The 17,127-nt window shown below is 69.0% G+C and carries 15 protein-coding genes; 12 read left to right on the forward strand and 3 right to left on the reverse strand.

Annotated features, from left to right (window positions below):
- The first annotated feature begins 15 nt into the window (after positions 1-15).
- The gene (gene eccB, locus BLS40_RS09615) at positions 16-1,263 is read left to right on the forward strand and encodes a type VII secretion protein EccB (RefSeq protein ID WP_092151629.1); all 1,248 of its coding nucleotides are present in this window, start codon (positions 16-18) and stop codon (positions 1,261-1,263) included.
- On the opposite strand, the gene BLS40_RS09620 is transcribed toward eccB, so the two are convergent.
- Together BLS40_RS09620 and eccD are read right to left on the reverse strand one after the other, a co-directional pair.
- A complete protein-coding gene (locus tag BLS40_RS09620; RefSeq protein ID WP_231908443.1) occupies positions 1,260-2,435 on the reverse strand; it encodes a S8 family serine peptidase in 1,176 nt (391 codons plus the stop codon). The genes eccB and BLS40_RS09620 overlap by 4 nt on opposite strands.
- A 3-nt stretch (positions 2,436-2,438) precedes the next feature.
- Complete coding sequence (eccD, locus tag BLS40_RS09625; protein WP_092151631.1) at positions 2,439-3,767, reverse strand: type VII secretion integral membrane protein EccD; 1,329 nt, start codon at positions 3,765-3,767, stop codon at positions 2,439-2,441.
- 187 nt (positions 3,768-3,954) lie between these two features.
- Between eccD and eccCa the strand changes: the two genes are divergently transcribed.
- The 10 genes from eccCa (at position 3,955) to BLS40_RS09675 (ending at position 14,251) form a co-directional block, all read left to right on the forward strand.
- Positions 3,955-7,590, forward strand: a complete 3,636-nt coding sequence (gene eccCa / locus BLS40_RS09630; RefSeq protein ID WP_092151633.1) for a type VII secretion protein EccCa — start codon at positions 3,955-3,957, stop codon at positions 7,588-7,590.
- Positions 7,587-8,594 carry a type VII secretion-associated protein gene (locus BLS40_RS09635; protein ID WP_092151635.1) on the forward strand — a complete coding sequence of 336 codons (1,008 nt, stop codon included), beginning with the start codon at positions 7,587-7,589 and terminating at the stop codon, positions 8,592-8,594. The genes eccCa and BLS40_RS09635 overlap by 4 nt, the downstream gene beginning before the upstream one ends.
- Positions 8,595-8,709: 115 nt before the next feature.
- A complete protein-coding gene (locus tag BLS40_RS09640; protein WP_092151637.1) occupies positions 8,710-9,027 on the forward strand; it encodes a WXG100 family type VII secretion target in 318 nt (105 codons plus the stop codon).
- A gap of 27 nt (positions 9,028-9,054) precedes the next feature.
- Positions 9,055-9,339, forward strand: a complete 285-nt coding sequence (locus tag BLS40_RS09645; protein ID WP_092151639.1) for a WXG100 family type VII secretion target — start codon at positions 9,055-9,057, stop codon at positions 9,337-9,339.
- Positions 9,340-9,645: 306 nt separating this feature from the next.
- Positions 9,646-10,089: a 50S ribosomal protein L13 gene (gene rplM / locus BLS40_RS09650; protein WP_092151641.1), complete on the forward strand. Its 444-nt coding sequence runs from the start codon at positions 9,646-9,648 to the stop codon at positions 10,087-10,089.
- Positions 10,089-10,637, forward strand: a complete 549-nt coding sequence (rpsI, locus tag BLS40_RS09655; RefSeq protein ID WP_092151643.1) for a 30S ribosomal protein S9 — start codon at positions 10,089-10,091, stop codon at positions 10,635-10,637. Before rplM ends, rpsI begins: the two co-directional genes overlap by 1 nt.
- Before the next feature lie 108 nt (positions 10,638-10,745).
- Complete coding sequence (gene glmM / locus BLS40_RS09660; protein WP_092151645.1) at positions 10,746-12,089, forward strand: phosphoglucosamine mutase; 1,344 nt, start codon at positions 10,746-10,748, stop codon at positions 12,087-12,089.
- Between the two features lie 274 nt (positions 12,090-12,363).
- A complete protein-coding gene (locus tag BLS40_RS09665; protein WP_157672473.1) occupies positions 12,364-12,543 on the forward strand; it encodes a hypothetical protein in 180 nt (59 codons plus the stop codon).
- The gene (locus BLS40_RS09670) at positions 12,531-14,003 is read left to right on the forward strand and encodes a hypothetical protein (RefSeq protein WP_092151649.1); all 1,473 of its coding nucleotides are present in this window, start codon (positions 12,531-12,533) and stop codon (positions 14,001-14,003) included. The genes BLS40_RS09665 and BLS40_RS09670 overlap by 13 nt, the downstream gene beginning before the upstream one ends.
- Complete coding sequence (locus BLS40_RS09675) at positions 14,003-14,251, forward strand: hypothetical protein (protein ID WP_092151651.1); 249 nt, start codon at positions 14,003-14,005, stop codon at positions 14,249-14,251. The genes BLS40_RS09670 and BLS40_RS09675 overlap by 1 nt, the downstream gene beginning before the upstream one ends.
- An 18-nt stretch (positions 14,252-14,269) precedes the next feature.
- On the opposite strand, the gene BLS40_RS09680 is transcribed toward BLS40_RS09675, so the two are convergent.
- Positions 14,270-15,124, reverse strand: coding sequence for a poly(ethylene terephthalate) hydrolase family protein (locus tag BLS40_RS09680; RefSeq protein ID WP_092151653.1), 855 nt, complete (start codon positions 15,122-15,124; stop codon positions 14,270-14,272).
- A 131-nt stretch (positions 15,125-15,255) separates the two neighbouring features.
- Between BLS40_RS09680 and glmS the strand changes: the two genes are divergently transcribed.
- A complete protein-coding gene (gene glmS / locus BLS40_RS09685) occupies positions 15,256-17,118 on the forward strand; it encodes a glutamine--fructose-6-phosphate transaminase (isomerizing) (protein ID WP_092152261.1) in 1,863 nt (620 codons plus the stop codon).
- Positions 17,119-17,127 lie beyond the last annotated feature (9 nt).

Raw genomic sequence — 17,127 nt, forward strand, 5'->3', positions numbered from 1 at the left:
ATCAGGGGGAAATCCATGCCTTCACCGCCGCAGCGGCGCCTGCTGCCCACGACACGCACACAGGTTTCGGGGCACAGGTTCATGCGCCGCAGGGTCGAGCACGGCCTGATCTTCGGCGACATCCGCATGATCCACGACCCGCTCGCCTCGCGCCAGCGCGCGACGGTCTTCGGTGCGGTCGCGGTAGCACTCGTCGCCGCGATCATGGCGCTGTTCGCATGGCTACGCCCCAACGCCGACCCGGGGGCCGCGCCCATTCTGCGGGCCGGCAGCGGCGAGCTGTACGTGCGGGTGGGGGAGACGGTCCACCCCGTAACCAACCTCACCTCAGCGAGGCTGATCGCGGGAGCCCCCGAGCAGCCGGCGCGCATCGGGGACGCGAAGCTCGGCGAGCTGCCTCTCGGCGTGCCCGTCGGGGTGGTCGCGGCGCCCTCGGCATTCGCGCCCCGCGAGGCCACCGATGCGTCGTGGTCGGCGTGCACCGCCGCGGGCGAGGTGGTCGTCCTTGCGGGTCAGCCGGCCGTCGAACTCGACGGGAACGCTGCGCTACTCGCCTTCCAGGGCGGCGACGAGTGGCTGGTGACGGGGGACGGGCGTGCGCTCCTGCCGGCCGCCGACAGCCCCGAGGGGCGCATCATCCGGCGCGCGCTGGGCATCGACGCCGACACCCCGCGGTGGCTCCCACCCGCGGACGTCCTCGGGGTGGTCAGGGAACAACCGCCGCTGAGCATTCCCGACCCGCTGCCCGAGGTGGTAGTCAACGGTACCGAGGCGTGGGCAGTGTCTGAGCCCGGCGTGCAGCCGCTGAGCAGGGTGCAGCGGGAGATACTGTTCGAGGCGGGCGCGCCGCAGCGCAGCATCGCCAGCGCCGAACTGGCCGCCATCCCGGACGCCGACCCCGCCCTCGACATCCGCCTGCCCACAGAGACGCCCGGCTGGGTCAATCCCGCCGACACGACGGTGTGCGCCACCGAGGACCGGGTCGGGGCGACGCTGCGCGGCGGCGCGGAGTCCCCGGTTGCGCTCTCCGGGAACGCCGCGGCCACCGCTTTCGCCGGGCTTGTCGACGGCGCCGTCGGCGTCGACACCGGCCACGGCTACCACGTGGTCTCGCCGACCGGCCTGCGCCATCCCGTCCGCGAGCGCGAAGTGCTCGACGTCATCGGGGCGCAGCACGTCGAGCACGCGCCGTGGGAGATCATCAGGCTGCTCCCGGAAGGCCCCGAGCTGACCCGCGATGCGGCCATGACGGCCACCTATTAGGCCGGCTGTTTGCGCTGGCCGGAGGGGCGTCGTACAGCGGCACCGGCAAGCGTGGCGAACGTGGCCGCCGCAAGTCCCGCGGCGACAAGGAGCCAGCGGCGCGGGGCCGCCGAGGCGGGCTGCTGGACAGGCTCGATCACGAGCGGGGACGCCGGCTCGCGCACCTCCGGGGCGAGCTGACTGGCCACGTCGACAGGATCGATCGCCCCGCCGTTGGGCTCCGCCGCGGCCGCGACAATCTCGCGCACCTGGGCGGGGGTCAGCTCGGGGCGGCGCTGCTTGAGCAGGGCGACGGAACCGGTGATGACGGGCGCGGCGAAGCTCGTGCCCTCGAAAGGAATAACCTCGCCCTGCTGGTCGTAGGTGCCCTCCGCCCACCCGTTTCCGTCCGGCGACGGCGCGACCGGCGCGTGCCCGCGCGCGGACAGGGCGACCGCGCCGTCGGGGATCGCGACAGAATAGTCGGCCAGCGAATAGTCATCCGAGCGCGAGCCCACCGTCAGCACGGTGGGGGAATGCGCAGGGAAGACGCGGGAGCCCTGCCGGCACTCGCCGGTGAGGTTTCCCGCCGCCGCGACAACGACGGCCCCCTGCTCCTCCGCGCGGTTGAGCGCCACGTCCAGCCCGGAGGTGTCCACCCTGGGGGCGACGCGCGGGTCGACGCACGAGACGACGGACATGTTGATCACGTGGGCGCCGAGGTCGAGGGCGTTGTGGATGGCGTCGGCAAGCGTGCGCAGGTTGCCCGAGCTCGGCTCGTCGCCCGCGGGGTTGTCCGCTTCCCGGCTGCGGTAGTGCGCGGACGTCTGCCGGATCGAGATGACCTCCGCCTTCGGCGCGATCCCCACCGTGTTGGCGGCGATGATGCCGGCTACGACGGTGCCGTGGGCGTCGCAATCCCGGAGCGGTTGGGGCGCCTCCGGGACGACGAAGTCCGCGCCGGGCACGAGCTGGTCCAGCTCGGGCGAGGGGGTGACTCCGGTGTCGATGACGGCGACGCGCACGCCGGCTCCCGTGGCCAGCCCGCGCAGCTCACCCGCCCAGCCCGGTGGGGGCGGCGACCCGACCGGGGCGGGAACCGCGCAGGCGGTGTCCTGCGCCGTCGCGGGCGCGGCTGCCTGTGCGAGGACGCACGCGGCGGCCGCGGAGGCGAGAAGGAAACGGCGGGGCACGGGCTAGAGCCCCCGGATCATGTCGAACACTCCCAGAAGGTGGATGCCGAGTGGGAACACCGCGATGATCGCGGCCATCTCCGCGCGCTCCAGCCACACGAGGGTGGTGGGCTCTAAGTCGGGGACCCGGAAGGCCCACAACGGCGCCGACAGGGTCGCCATGGCGAGAAAGAACGCGGCACCCACCCACACCGGATGCGGATCTTCACTGAGCGCCACCGCAACGCAGGATGCGGCAACCGCGCCGAACGCGCATAGCGCCAACGCCACGCGCGGGCCCGCCCCGTGATGCCGGAAGGCGTGCAGCACCAGGGCCCCGGCGACGCACAGGGTGAAGGCGTACACCCACCCGCCGCCGAGGAACCCCAGCCATACCAGAGCGGGGAGGCAGCACAGGCACACCGCGGCCGAGATTCCGGACGCGACGGTGCGGGCCACGCGCGCCCTGTCGTCAACGTCGGCCTGGTACTCATCCGCCACGGCGAAACTCTCCCCGGCGGTGGGCACGCGCGGGATGGCGATGCCGGACGCCCTGGTGGCGATCCCGGGGGTGAGCATGACGGCCACGATCCCCGCCAGGACGACGGCCGCGGACGCAGCCGTGGGGGCGGGCAGGAACGCCGCCGCGCTTCCCGCCGCGGCGAGGGCGGCTACGGTGCCCAGGAAGGCGGCCACGCGGGCGTCGGCAAGCGAGAGCGCTAACCCGGCGACGGCGGCGGTGACCAGCGCGGCGGACGCGGCGGCGGCTCCCCAGGCGGGATCCGCCGCGCCGGCCCACGCGTCGCGCGGACCTGCGACCCATATCCCGGCGGCGACAGCGGCGGCGCCGGAGCCGAGGGCGTAGAGAGCCCGTGAGATCTGTGAGCGCGCCGCGGCGGCGACGACGAAAAAGGCGGCCGAGGCGCTCGCCGCGCCCGCCGCGACCCCGGCCTGGGACGCGACGAGGAGAAGCAGCATGGCTGCACCCGCGCAGGCGGCGGCGAGGTCGAGCCCGCGGGCGCGCCCACCCTCCTCGGCCGTGGCCGCGAGCGATTCGGCGGCGTCGCGCACCACCGGCGGCGGCACCGGCTCGCGGGGGCGCAGGACCACCACTTGGCCGTCACGAAGCCGCTGCTGGTAGAGCGGGCGGGCGGGATCCAGCACGGCGCCCGCGGCCGTGGTCACCTCCCACGGCCGGGACACCGGCGGCAGGTCCACCAGCCGCGCGAGCTCCGGCAAAACCTCCGCGAACGACGACGACGTGGGCAGCGTGACATCGATGTCGCGGTGAAACGATGCGACGTCGATGCGGACGGTGACACGCACGATGTGGTGCGCCGATGTGGCAACCATCTTTATCCCCCCCCCCAGATCCCCCGGACTGCGCGCGAACCCCCGTCGACGCGCATGCCCGCTAATTATTGCCTACAATGAGCCGCGCGTCCACATGTCGGCCGGCCGGGCTCAAGGGGTGAGCCCGGATAGGAACGACGAGATGCGTTCGGGGAACACACGAGGGGACTTCAGGGGGAACACAGCCGTGCTCGGCCTAGATCACACTGCCGTTTTGGCGCCGCAACCCGCGCACGCCGCGGATCCCGCTCCGTCTCTGCCCCAGGGCCGACTCGCCGCCGAACCCGTGCCGGAGGCGCAGCGCGACCAACTCCAACCGCTGCTGAAGATCCTCATGCCTGTGGTGATGGTCGCCGCGCTGGGCGCGATGGTTGCTGTGGTCGCGCTCTCCGGCCGGGCGGTGAGCCCTGTGATGATGATCCTGCCGCTCATGATGGTGCTCAGCGCCCTCATGCTGATCAACCCGCCGGAGAAAACCGGCGACATTGATGAGACCCGGCGCACCTACCTGCGGCACCTCGACGCGCTGGCCGCCGCCGCGCGCCGCAACGCGGAACTCCAGCGCGCCCACGCGCAGCACTTCCACCCGGATCCCGCCGCGCTGGTCCACGCCACCCCGACCTCGCGCGTCTGGGAGCGGGGGCCGGACTTCCCGCAGGCGCTGGAGGTCCGGTTGGGGGTTGGCGCGACGTCGTTGTGTACGCCTATCGACGTCGGGGACCCTGGCTCCCCGGAAGACCTCGACCCCGTGTGCGCGGTGAGCCTGCGCCGCACGGTGGCGGCGGTGCACACCGTCGCCGGCATGCCGATCGTGGTGCAGCTGGGCGCCTTCCCCGCGATCTCGCTGACGGGCCCGCGTGCCGACGAGGTGGCCCGCGCCCTCGTGTGCCAGCTCTGTTTCTTCCACGGGCCCGAGATGGTGGGTCTGGTCAACCTCCATTCGGATCCCCAGTTCGAGTGGACGAAATGGTTGCCGCACACCCGCTCGCCGGAACGCGCGGAATTCCGCGTCGTGCTAGCAGACACCTCGCACGCGCACGCCGCGCTGCTTGATCCGGACGCCGACTGCGTGATTGTGGTCCACCCGGACGCGGGGTACGTCGCGGACGAGGAGGTCTTTCAGCTGGTGTGCGACGAGCACATCGTCGCCCGCACCCTCCAGGGCGAGGAGGTGCTGGGGACCCCGGACCGCTTCAGCGCGCGGGAGGCGGAGCTGGTTGCCCGGCAGCTAGCGTATTACCGGCGCCCGGAGAAGGCGGGCGCCGCGGGCAGCGCGGGGGAGCTGCTTCCCATGCTCGGGTTCGCCGACATCGACGACCTCAACCCGCACTCTATGTGGCGGGGTCGCGACGGCACCCGCCAGCGGTTGGTCGTCCCCTTCGGCTCGACGCCCCAGGGGGTACCCGTGCACCTCGACCTGAAAGAGTCGGCGCACGGCGGAATGGGGCCGCACGGCCTGTGCATCGGCGCCACCGGCAGCGGCAAGTCGGAGCTCCTTCGGACGCTGGTGGCGGCGCTCGCGGCTACGCATTCGCCGGAGGAGTTGAACCTCGTGCTCGTGGACTTCAAGGGGGGCGCGACGTTTCTCGGGTGCGAGGGACTGCCGCACACCTCGGCGGTGATCACGAACCTCGAAGACGAGGCGGTGCTGGTCGAGCGCATGTACGACGCCATCTCGGGTGAGCTCAACCGGCGCCAGGAGGTGCTGCGCAGCGCGGGCAATGTCGCGAACGTCACCGACTACTCCGACGCCCGGCGGACCAGGCGCCCCGAGCTCGATCCCCTGCCCTCGTTGGTGATCATCGTCGACGAGTTCTCCGAGTTGCTGGGCCAGCACCCGCACTTCGCCGACCTGTTTGTGGCCGTCGGCAGGCTGGGCCGCTCGCTGGGGGTGCACCTGCTGCTGGCGTCGCAGCGCCTCGAGGAGGGCAGGCTGCGCGGGCTTGACTCCCACCTGTCGTACCGGATCGGCCTAAAAACGTTCTCCGCGGCGGAATCGCGCCAGGTCCTGGGGGTGCCCGACGCCTACGAGCTGCCCGGTGAGCCGGGCAGCGGGTATCTCAAGGCAGGGTCGCCGGAGCTGACGCGGTTCCGGGCCGCCTACGTGTCGGGGCCGCTGACCAGGCGCAGTGCGGCGCCGGAACCTGGGGACGCGCCGGGCGTGGGGCTGTTCACCGGGTGGGAGCCACCGGATCCCGCGGGGAGCGCCGCGGACGGCGTGATCGTCGATGAGTCGACAACACTTCTCGACGCCGTCGTAGCCAAGGCACGCGACGTCGCCGAGGCCCGCGGGATGAGGGCGCACACGGTGTGGCTTCCTCCGCTGCCGCAGAGAGTGGAGCTCTCGGCGGTGTGCGAGTCGCCCGGGCCGCTGAGTGTTGCCATAGGCGTCGTGGACGATCCGTACCACCAGCGTCAGGAGCACCTCGTAGTCGACCTCTCCGTCGCGGGCGGGCACCTCGCCATTGCGGGAGGGCCGCAGACGGGCAAGTCCATGGCACTGCGCACCATCGTGTCGGCGCTGGCCGTGACTCACACCACCGACGACGTCGCGTTCTACGTCATCGACGCCGGCGCCGGCCAGTGGCAGGATGTCGAGGTGTTTCCGCATGTGGCGGGCACCGCCACCCGCTCCGAGGAGGAGAAGGTCCGCCGCATTGTCGACGCCGTGCTGGCGCACTTAGAGGAGCCCGAGCCCGCGCGTGACGACGCCCGCCGGCGCCACGTGTTCTTAGTCGTCGATGGGTGGCATGCCGTGGTGGCGAACGACTCGAAACTGGAGGACCTGCGCGACCCGCTGTCCAGAATCGCCTCGGAGGGTCCGGCGGCCGGCGTGCATTTGCTGGTGTCGACGCAGCGCTGGAGCGCCATCCGCAACAACGTCCGCGACCTCATCGGCACGCGCCTTGAGCTGAGCATGAGCGAATCCACGGATTCACTCATTGACCGCAAAGCGCAGCAGAAGGTGCCTACTCAGCCCGGCCGTGGCCTCGCGCCGGACGGGCGCCACATGCTCGTGGCGTTCACCGCCGCGCAGGACCTCGCGCACATCGCCTCCCAGACGGCTGCGCAGGAGAGGGTGCCGCGGATCAAAACCCTGCCCGCCCATGTTGCTGCGGAGCCGCTGCTGGCCGGGCCGTCGGCGCATCGGCTCCCCTTCGGCGTCGGGGGTGCGCGGCTCGACCCCGTCTTCCTCGACTCCTCCCACCTTGTGGCGGTCGGCTCCCGCGGCAGCGGCAAATCGACCTTGCTGGCCACCCTCATCGCCGGCATTTCCCAGCTGCCACGCGAAAACGCGCGCATGGTGATCATCGACCCGCGCCGCACGCACCTGGGCGCCGGCGGCTCGGACATGGTGGCGGCCTACGGGTCCGCCGGCTCGATTGAGGAGACGGTGAAAGCGACCGTCGAGACGCTCTCTGCCCGGCTGCCCGGCCCAAACGTCACCCCGGAGCAGCTCGCGGCCCGGTCGTGGTGGGACGGGCCCGACATCTTTCTTGTCGTAGACGACCTCGACCTGGTGGGAGACGACCCGCTGCGCCCGCTCCTGCCGTTGTTCCCGCACGCGCACGACATCGGGTTGCGCATTATCGTGGCCCGGAAATTCGGCGGCACCGCGCGCGCCCTCTACAGCGGCGTGCTGGCCGCCCTCAAAGACCTCACCCCGGACGTCCTCGTGCTCGACGGCAACCGCGACGAGGGCGCGATCTTCGGCGTCAAACCCGGGCCCCTGCCGCCCGGGCGGGCCACCCTGGTGCGCGGCGGGGAGAACGCCGGAAACATTCAGATCGCCGCCCTGCCACGCACGGAGGAGAGCTCATGACGACGACGCACCCAGACCTCACCGTCACCATTACCCCGGACGCCACCGTATTCGAGGGGCTGGCCAACGTCCGCCGCTACGACCATCCGAGCCCGGCGGACATCGCGGCGTACATCCGCAGCGTGATCGGGCCTTTTCCCGACGGCACCCAGGTGCACGTGGAGGCCGGAGGGGACGACTTCGCACGCGTCTCGGAGGCGCTGGCGGATTACGACATAGTTCTCACCCGCGGCCCGCGTGAGGATGGCGACGGCCCCTCCGGCGAGGGGAGGCACGCGCTCAAGGAGCCCGCCGAGCCTGCCGAGGCGGCTGAGCCCGCTGAGCCCGCTGAACCCGCTGACTGGTGGGACGACGAACCGATCCAGGTGGAGCGGCCCAGCGCCGATGGCGCCGCCCGCTTGCACCGGGCGTGGATTGTCGGGGCGTGTGTGGTCGCCGTCGCACTCGCGATCGCCGCGGCGATCTGGGCGACGATGGCGGCGCTTGGCGACGGGGCGGGAGAGGCGTTGCCGGAGGCGCCGACAAGCGCGGCGTCGCCAAGCGAGGCGGTGACAAGCGCGCCGACAAGCGCGCCGGCGGAGCCGGAGAGTGCCCCGGCGGGCGTCGTCATCGTACGGGAGGGGCTCATGGTGCGCGTGCCCGCCGGGTTCGAGGTCGAACCGGACGGCGACATGTGGAGGGCGACGGGCGACGACCCCGACTTCCGGCTGCAGCTCGCCGTCGATCCTCTCTACCGGTTGCCGCCGGAGGAGCTCACCGCCCAGCTGCTGCGCGACATGGATGGCGACCCACAGGTGGAGCTTGTGCACAACGACGGCCGCGCGCTGACGTACAAGGAAACCGGTGCCGATGGCTCCGAGGCACTGTGGCGCACGTGGGCGGAGGGTGGACACCACATTTCCGTCGGCTGCCACACCCGGACGGCGCCCAACCAGGTGCAGTCCGCGACCTGCCGGATGGCGATGGATTCCGCCGCCTTCGACGCCGATCACGCGGACGGGTAAAAAAATTCCCGACTGAAGGGAACCGAAGGGGCGCCGCGGGAGTCGAATAGAAGTAAGGCCACAACCGGCCTTGCCGGCAACCACACACCACTGACACCTATAGGGGGGAACACCTATGACTCAGCTGACTACTGAAGCCGATGTCATGCGCACCGCAGCCACCAACGTCGACGACACCAACGACGCAGTGAACAGGGAGATCGAACGCATCCAGGGCGTCGTCGAGGGCACCCGCGCCTTTTGGGCTGGTGAAGCCCAGACCAGCTTCGACGGGGTCATGCGCAACTACGACGACGCCCAGCGCCGTCTTGTCGAAGCGCTGCGCGCCATCGCTGACAACCTGCGCGAGAACGCGAAGAACTACGAGCACATCGAAGCGTCCAACATGGACGACCTGCAGAAGATCAGCGCCAGCGCGGGCCTGGCGCTCTAACGAGGAACTTTCAAGGAGACGATCAGCATGACCATCAAGTACGAATTCGGCCAGCTCGCTGGAGCGGCTGAGGACCTGCGCGGATCCGCCGCCCAGATCAACCGCATGCTCGACGAGCTCAAGAGCGGGCTCGCGCCGATGGTGGCGACATGGACCGGTGACGCCGCCGAGGCCTACAACGAGCACCAGCGCAAGTGGGACGCGGCGGCTGAGGACCTCAACGTGATCCTCAACAACGTCGCCCAGGCCGTCGACGGGGGCAACGACCGCATGCGCCAAGTCAACGACGCCGCCGCCCAGAGCTGGGGCTAGACCAATCGGCGGCGGGTAAGCTCGCCGCGCCATACCTATCGGGACATATCGGGGAAATCGGGGAACTCTCGGGGGCTCATCGCGCCCTCACGGCACGCCGGCCACGCGCCTTGGCCAGACCGTGGGGGCGCGTTGCCGCGTTTTGGTGTTCCGCGCGTCGTGCCGTAGGCTAATCCACCTGTGTGTTCACGCGCCGCGAGGCGCGCACCGCCCGTCGGGTCTCCACCGGCCGCCGTCTGGGTGTGTGAGGGCGCACTGACAATTTTCTGGCCGGCAGCCATCTAGACAGACTTTAAGGAGTCATGCATGTCTACTTACCACCCGAAGAGCGGTGACATTACCCGCAAGTGGTACGTCATCGACGCAACCGACGTGGTGCTGGGCAAGCTCGCTTCCACCGCAGCAGATATCCTGCGCGGCAAGCACAAGCCCCAGTTCGCGCCGAACGTTGACACCGGTGACCACGTTATCGTGATCAACGCCGACAAGATCCACATCTCCTCCAACAAGCGCGAGCGCGAAATGCGCTACCGCCACTCCGGTTACCCGGGTGGTCTGAAGTCCATGACCCTGGGTCGCGCTCTGGATGAGCGCCCGGATCGCGTTATCGAAGAGGCGATCCGCGGCATGATGCCGCATAACCGCCTCTCCCGCCAGTCCATCAAGAAGCTTCACGTCTTCGTCGGCTCCGAGCACCCCTACGCAGCTCAGAAGCCGGAAACCTTCGAGTTTAAGCAGGTGGCACAGTAATGACCGAGCCGAACAACTACACCGAAGAGACCTTCGACGCAGAGGTCGACGTCGACCTCGCCGCCGCAGCGACCGAAGGATTCAACTACACCATCGGCGACGCCATCGCCCCCGAGGTCGAAACCGATGCTGAGGAGACGGCAGCTCCGGTCTCCCTGCACGAGGGCCCGATCCAGACCGTCGGCCGCCGCAAGCGCGCCATCGCCCGCGTCACCGTGACCGAGGGTGACGGCACCATCACCGTCAACGGCCGCGAGTTCGAGAACTACTTCCCGAACAAGCTGCACCAGCAGGACATCCTGCAGCCGCTGACCCTGCTTGAGCGCGAAGGCCAGTTCAACATCAAGGCCACCATCACCGGTGGCGGCCCGACCGGCCAGTCCGGCGCACTGCGCCTGGCTATCGCCCGCGCACTCAACGTGTACAACCCGGCTGAGCGCCCGACCCTGAAGAAGGCCGGCCTGCTCACCCGCGACGCCCGCGCCGTCGAGCGCAAGAAGGCCGGCCTGCACAAGGCCCGCCGCGCGCCGCAGTACTCCAAGCGTTAATCACGCCGCGACAGGCACACAGCCGCTCCGACCGTATGGTTGGGGCGGCTTTCGGCGTTTCCGGCGGGCTGGCGAGACAAACGTAACCAGTCGTGCATAATTGGATAAATGACTCGACTGTTTGGAACTGACGGTGTCCGCGGCCTAGCCAACGAGGTGCTGACGGCGTCACTAGCCCTGCGGCTGGGTGCCGCTGCGGCGCTCGTGCTGACGGAGCACCGCAGCTCCGGCAAGCGTCGCCCCACCGCCATCATCGGACGCGACCCGCGCGTCTCGGGTGAAATGCTCGCCGCCGCGATGGCGGCCGGGATGGCGTCGAAAGGCGTCAATGTGTTGCGCGTTGGGGTCATCCCGACGCCCGGGCTCGCTTTCCTCACCGACGATTACGGGGCAGATATAGGCGTGATGATCTCGGCGTCGCACAACCCCATGCCGGACAACGGCATCAAGTTCTTCTCCGCGGGCGGGCGCAAGCTGCCGGACGAGGTGGAGGACCGCATTGAGGAGGCCATGGCGCGTCTCGACGACACCGGGCCCACCGGCACCGGAATCGGGCGCGTCATCGAGGAAGCCCCCGACGCGCAGGAGCGCTACCTCGCCCACCTCAAACGAGCGGTGTCGACGGACCTTTCCGGTATCAAGGTCGTGGTGGACTGCGCCAACGGCGCCGCGTTCGAGGTCGCCCCGAAGGCGTACGCCGCAGCCGGTGCTGACGTCACCGCCATCTTCAACGCGCCCGATGCCTTCAACATCAACGACGGCTCCGGATCCACCCACATGGAGCAGATTCAGCAGGCGGTTGTCAGCCACGGCGCGGACCTCGGGTTGGCGCACGACGGCGACGCGGACCGCTGCCTCGCCGTCGACGCGAAGGGCAACATCGTCGACGGCGACCAGATCATGGCGATTCTGGCCACGACGATGCGTGACAAGAACATCCTGCAGGAGAACACCCTGGTAGCCACGGTCATGAGCAACCTCGGGCTGAAACTGGCGATGCAGCGCGAAGGCATCACCATGAAAGAGACGAAGGTGGGGGACCGCTACGTTCTCGAGGAGCTCGGCCGCGGCGGGTACTCCCTCGGAGGCGAACAGTCGGGCCACATCGTCGTCCCCGCGCACGCCACGACTGGCGACGGCACGTTGTCCGGCCTCCTTCTCATGGCTCGCATGGCGGAGACGGGCAAGACCTTGGAGGAGCTGGCGAGCGTGATGACAGCCCTGCCTCAGGTCCTCATCAACGTGCCCGTGGCCGACAAATCCCGTGTCGCCGACGACCCCGCGGTGAAAACAGCCGTGGAGGAGGCTGAGGCGGAGCTCGGGGAGGCGGGCCGCGTCCTGCTGCGTCCGTCGGGGACGGAGGAAATCTTCCGCGTCATGGTGGAGGCCTCGGAGGAGGAGCACGCCCGCCGCATCGCGGGCAGGCTGGCGGCTGTGGTCTCAGCTGTCTGACGCCGTCGGCGGCGGGTCTATAGAGGCGCTGTGAAAAGAATTGCTGCGCGAGGGAACCGGGCGCGGCTTTTCGGAGTCTAAATAGGGTGCAACTGTTGATCAGGCGCGCCCTGCCAAGGGCCGCGCGGGGGAATGGGGGACACCCGTGGGACATCCGCTGCAGGTTGATCCGGCTGCCGTGAGGGAAGAACTGGCGGCCGCCATAAAGCAATACGAAGAAGTCATTTCAGAGCTCAGATCCGCACCGCCGGTCTTTCCGGCGGATGCTGTCGGTGTGGGCTTCGCAGACTCGGGCCGAGCGCTGGCAGAGGCCTTGGACGGAATGCAGAGCCTCAACGTGAAGTTCCTGGAGAACCGCGTCGAGGGGTGGCGCCAAGTGATGAGGTTGATGGACTCCGTCGAGGACACAGACGGCGTCAACGCCACGGATGTGGGGTCGATGTGGCAGTCGTAACCGCTAACGTCGATTCCCTTGCCGCGCAGGCCGCGGCGGTGCCCGGGTCGGACCCGGCGACGCTCCAGCGCATCATGTCGCTCGCCAAAGACATCAACGCCGCGTACAGCCGGACGGACGGCATGAACATGACGGCAGTGACCACGGGAGCCGGCAAGCTCTTGGGGTCCGGGGGGCGCTCGCGCGGCGGCATCGGTGGATTCATCTACAAATTCTTGGTTGACATCGCGAGCAAGATCGGATCAGACGGGGCGTTCCGGTGGTTTCAGAGCATCGGCGTGTCCGACGACGAAGAGCAGCGCGAATCGGCAGAAACTCGGCAACGGGACAACGCGCTGAAACTTCACGAGGAGGTGGAGGCGGCGTGCAGGTCCATCGAAGAGATCGACGCCACAGCAAACACCGCCATCGGAGGTTTGATGGAGACAATCTCCATGCTTCTCGGAATCGTACGACTCCACCCGGCCGGGCGAGCCGCAGCGCTCATCATGCCGCTCGTCGCCAACGGTTTCGAGCAGGTTTACGGCATCGTTGAGGACCGCAATCAGCAGCTCGAGGCGTGCCTGAACGCGGTGGCGGAGTCCGGCCGCGCCATGCAGGAGCACCAGCCTGCCCCACCGTGCGAGTGGACGTGCCCACCCGCCTCCGAAACTCCGTGTTCGGATGCGCCCGCGCCACAACAGCCGGGCGACGCACCCGCCCCACCCGCGCAGGGCGGAGCGGTCGCGGCGAGCAGTGAGGACGAGTGCGATGAAAAACCCACGCCGGCCGCGCAGCATGCGCAGCCCACACAGCCGGCACAGTGTGCGCCGCCTGCACCGAGTGAGCCGCCCGCGGAAAAATGCATCGAACGGTTGGTTCCGGCCCCGCCGCTCGACCGCATGCCCACGCACGCGGCTTCCGCCGTCACGGAGTCTCCCACGAACATTGCGTTCAACTTCCACATCGATTCAGATGCCACCTGGCAAGCTTCATCAGCGTGTGCACCGACGTGCGACGACGCCGCCCAGTTCGCGCCGCCGAAGCAAGACTTCTCGGTGTGCCACATCGGGGTGCTCGCCCAGATCGGGGTAAGCATCACGCTGGAATGCCTCGACTACCTCGCCGAATGCATCTCCCAGTCCGCGGAATGCCCCGGCGAGGACTGCAGTGTGCACGAGGAGACGCCACCTCCGGCGCCTGAGCCTCCTGCACCGGAGCCTCCTGCACCGGAGCCTCCTGCACCTGAGCCTCCTGCACCCGAGCCTCCGGTCACTGAGGAAACCCCGAAACCGCCGCCGCCGGACTTGGCCGCGGTGGAGGAGCCACCCGCGCCCGCGGAGAAACTGCGCGCGTTGGGTCTTGAGCCACAGGCTGCGCCGCCCGAACCGGAACCTGCACCCGCACCGGAACCGCCGCCCGCACCGGAACCGCCACCCAGCGGTGACACCCCGAAAATGAGAAAGACAGGTGAGTGGTAATGGATTTCATCGAGTTCGCTGAGCAGTACAAGCGACGCACCGCTAAACGGATGCTCGACTTCGAGGCGGCCATAGCGGAGGCGCACCGGAAGATGGAGCAGGCGGGTCGGCAGCAGGCGATGGTGCGCGAGCTCAACCTGCGCCAAACTCCGCCGAACCCGCCGCGCGGCACCTACAGGCCCGTGCGGCGCAGCGGCCGGGTGCAGGGGGTGCTGCGCCGTGACGGGCAGGACGAGGCCGACAGGTAGTCGTTCGAGCCGGCGCGGCTAGAAGAACGAGAAGCTGGAGTCGTCGCGGGTCAGTCCTGCCCGCTGCGCGAGGGCGTCGCCGGTCAGCGACTTCACCTTCGGGCCCGACGCGTCCGGCTCGCTGAAGTCCGAGTACTTCTTCTGCCCGTCGAGCTGGTGGAGGAAGTAACCGACGAGGAGACCGCGCACGGTCGCCTGCACACTGCTGTTCGGCTGCGCCAAGCCCATGATCCGCTTGACAAAGGAGTCCTCGCTGAAACTTGCCTGGCTTCCCTTGGCGGGGATGCGGTAGACGACGTCTCCGGCCCAGTTGTAGGCGAGCTTGGCGGGGTTGCCAGGATCGAAAAGCGAATCGGAATCGTCGTCTGCGCCGATGACCATGCTCGGAAGCAGCAGGTTGCGCGCCGCCTGTGTGGCGGACGGGGCGGTGTTGGCTGGGTACACGGCGGCGACCGCCTTAACCTTCGGGTTGTTCACCGCGGCCAGGGCCGCCGCGCCGCCGCCCATACCGTGGCCCGCCACTCCGATCTTGCCGGGGGCCACGGTGACGTTTCCATTGCCCAGCCGCACGCCGGCGAGAATCTGCATCGCCGTATCCAGGTCTGCGGCGAAGCCGGCGTGGTCGGGGTTGAAACCAGACTCGGTGTCCGGAGCTGCGACGACCAATCCCCAGCTGGCGAGGTGGCGCAGGGTGGCGTGGTAATCGCTCACGCCCTTCATCCAGTCGTGGCCGAAGGCGATGGCCGGCAGCCCGTTACCTTCGGCGGGGGTGTACACCTTTCCCGGCAAGCCCGTGTAACCGAGGTCGCCCTCCATCACTCGGTGCGGGCCCCGCTTGGAAAGATCCGACAGCTTCTTCAGATTCGCAGACACGTTGTACAGAATACGTTATCTAGTACGCGCGGGGCGCGGATCGAGCGCGGGCGAGTGGAGGTGGGCGCGGGCGGGAGGCGTCGATAAGCACAATGAGCGACGAATGAGTGCCGTGTATTAGGGTTGTGCGCATGTGTGGAATCGTGGGTTATGTCGGCCAGAAGCAGGCCCTGCCAATCGCCGTTGAGGCGCTCCGCCGGATGGAGTACCGCGGGTACGACTCCGCGGGTGTTGCCGTCGTGGGCGACGGTGGCATCTCCAGCGCGAAACGCGCAGGCAAGCTCGCCAACCTCGAGGACAAGATCGACGAGATCGGCCCCGACACGCTGGCGGGAACCACGGTTATCGGCCACACCCGCTGGGCCACCCACGGCCGGCCGACGGATGAGAACGCGCACCCGCACATCTCCTACGACGGCAAGGTGGCCATCGTCCACAACGGCATCATCGAGAACTTCGCCGCGCTGCGCGAGGAGCTGGAGCGCGACGGGATCGAGCTGACCTCGGAGACCGACTCCGAAACCGCAGCCCACCTCCTCGCCCAGGCCTACAACGACGGGCCGACGGCCGGCGACTTCCGCGCCAGCGCACTGCGTGTCCTCAACCGCCTCGAAGGCGCATTCACGCTGCTATTCGTCCACGCGGACCACCCCGGCCAGATCATCGCGGCCCGCCGCTCCACCCCGCTGATGGTGGGCGTGGGCGAGGGCGAGATGTTTTTGGGCTCCGACGTCGCGGCCTTCATCGAACACACCAAGCAGGCTGTTGAGCTGGGGCAGGACTCGGTGGTAATCATCACCGCGGATTCCTACGAGATCCTCAACTTCGACGGATCGAAGGCCGAGGGCACCCCCTTTAGCATCGACTGGGACCTCGAGGCCGCCGAGAAGGGCGGGTACGACTCCTTCATGATGAAGGAGATCTTCGAGCAGCCCGCGGCGGTGCGCGACACCCTGGCCGGTCACTGGGCCGAGGGGCGGGTCACGCTCGACGAGAACAACCTCACCGCCACCGAGCTGAAGTCCTTCGACCAGGTCTTCGTCGTCGCCTGCGGCTCCGCCTACCACTCGGGCCTCGCGGCCAAGTACGCCATCGAGCACTGGGTGCGCATCCCGGTGCAGATCGAGGTGGCCAGCGAGTTCCGCTACCGCGACCCGGTGCTCGACGAGCGCACGCTCGTGCTGGCGATCTCCCAGTCCGGCGAGACCGCCGACACGTTGGAGGCCGTGCGCCACGCCAAAACCCAGGGCGCGAAGGTGCTGGCTGTGTGCAACACCAACGGCTCGCAGATCCCGCGTGAGTCCGACGCCGTGCTCTACACGCACGCCGGGCCCGAGATCGGGGTGGCGTCGACGAAGGCGTTCTTGGCCCAGGTGGCCGCGAACTACATTGTCGGCCTCGCCCTGGCGCAGGCGAAGGGCACGAAGTACCCGGACGAGATCGCCGAGATCTGGGCCGAGCTCGAAGCCATCCCAGGCAAGATCGAGGAGGCGCTGAAATCGCGCGACCAGGTCAAGGAGATCTCGGAGACCCTCGGGGCCGTCAAGACCATGCTTTTCCTCGGCCGCGGGGTGGGCTACCCCATCGCGCTCGAGGGCGCGCTCAAGCTCAAGGAGCTCGCCTACATCCACGCGGAGGGCTTCCCTGCCGGCGAGCTCAAGCACGGCCCGATCGCGCTGATCGAGGAGGACCTGCCCGTCGTCGTCATCGTCCCCAGCCCCCGCGGCGTGAGCCAGCTGCACTCCAAGATCGTGTCCAACATCCAGGAGATCCGCGCCCGCGGCGCAAAGACCTTCGTCATCGCGGAGGAGGGCGACACCGCGGTGGAGCCGTACGCGAACTGGCTCGTGCGCATCCCGCAGACCCCGACGATCATGCAGCCCCTGCTGGCAACCGTCCCGCTGCAGTTCCTCGCCGCGGACATCGCCCGGGAAAACGGCAACGAGGACATCGACAAGCCTCGCAACCTGGCCAAGTCCGTCACCGTCGAGTAGCCGCGGACA

Source organism: Corynebacterium mycetoides, assembly GCF_900103625.1.
GTDB classification, from domain to species: Bacteria; Actinomycetota; Actinomycetes; order Mycobacteriales; family Mycobacteriaceae; genus Corynebacterium; species Corynebacterium mycetoides.

Excerpts from the sequence above, each read along its gene's own strand:
- BLS40_RS09675 (WP_092151651.1), top strand. The coding sequence starts at position 14,003 with ATGGATTTCATCGAGTTCGCTGAGCAGTACAAGCGACGCACCGCTAAA.
- eccB (WP_092151629.1), top strand. The coding sequence starts at position 16 with ATGCCTTCACCGCCGCAGCGGCGCCTGCTGCCCACGACACGCACACAG.
- glmS (WP_092152261.1), top strand. The coding sequence starts at position 15,256 with ATGTGTGGAATCGTGGGTTATGTCGGCCAGAAGCAGGCCCTGCCAATC.
- BLS40_RS09645 (WP_092151639.1), top strand. The coding sequence starts at position 9,055 with ATGACCATCAAGTACGAATTCGGCCAGCTCGCTGGAGCGGCTGAGGAC.
- BLS40_RS09635 (WP_092151635.1), top strand. The coding sequence starts at position 7,587 with ATGACGACGACGCACCCAGACCTCACCGTCACCATTACCCCGGACGCC.
- rpsI (WP_092151643.1), top strand. The coding sequence starts at position 10,089 with ATGACCGAGCCGAACAACTACACCGAAGAGACCTTCGACGCAGAGGTC.
- glmM (WP_092151645.1), top strand. The coding sequence starts at position 10,746 with ATGACTCGACTGTTTGGAACTGACGGTGTCCGCGGCCTAGCCAACGAG.
- rplM (WP_092151641.1), top strand. The coding sequence starts at position 9,646 with ATGTCTACTTACCACCCGAAGAGCGGTGACATTACCCGCAAGTGGTAC.
- BLS40_RS09640 (WP_092151637.1), top strand. The coding sequence starts at position 8,710 with ATGACTCAGCTGACTACTGAAGCCGATGTCATGCGCACCGCAGCCACC.
- eccD (WP_092151631.1), bottom strand. The coding sequence starts at position 3,767 with ATGGTTGCCACATCGGCGCACCACATCGTGCGTGTCACCGTCCGCATC.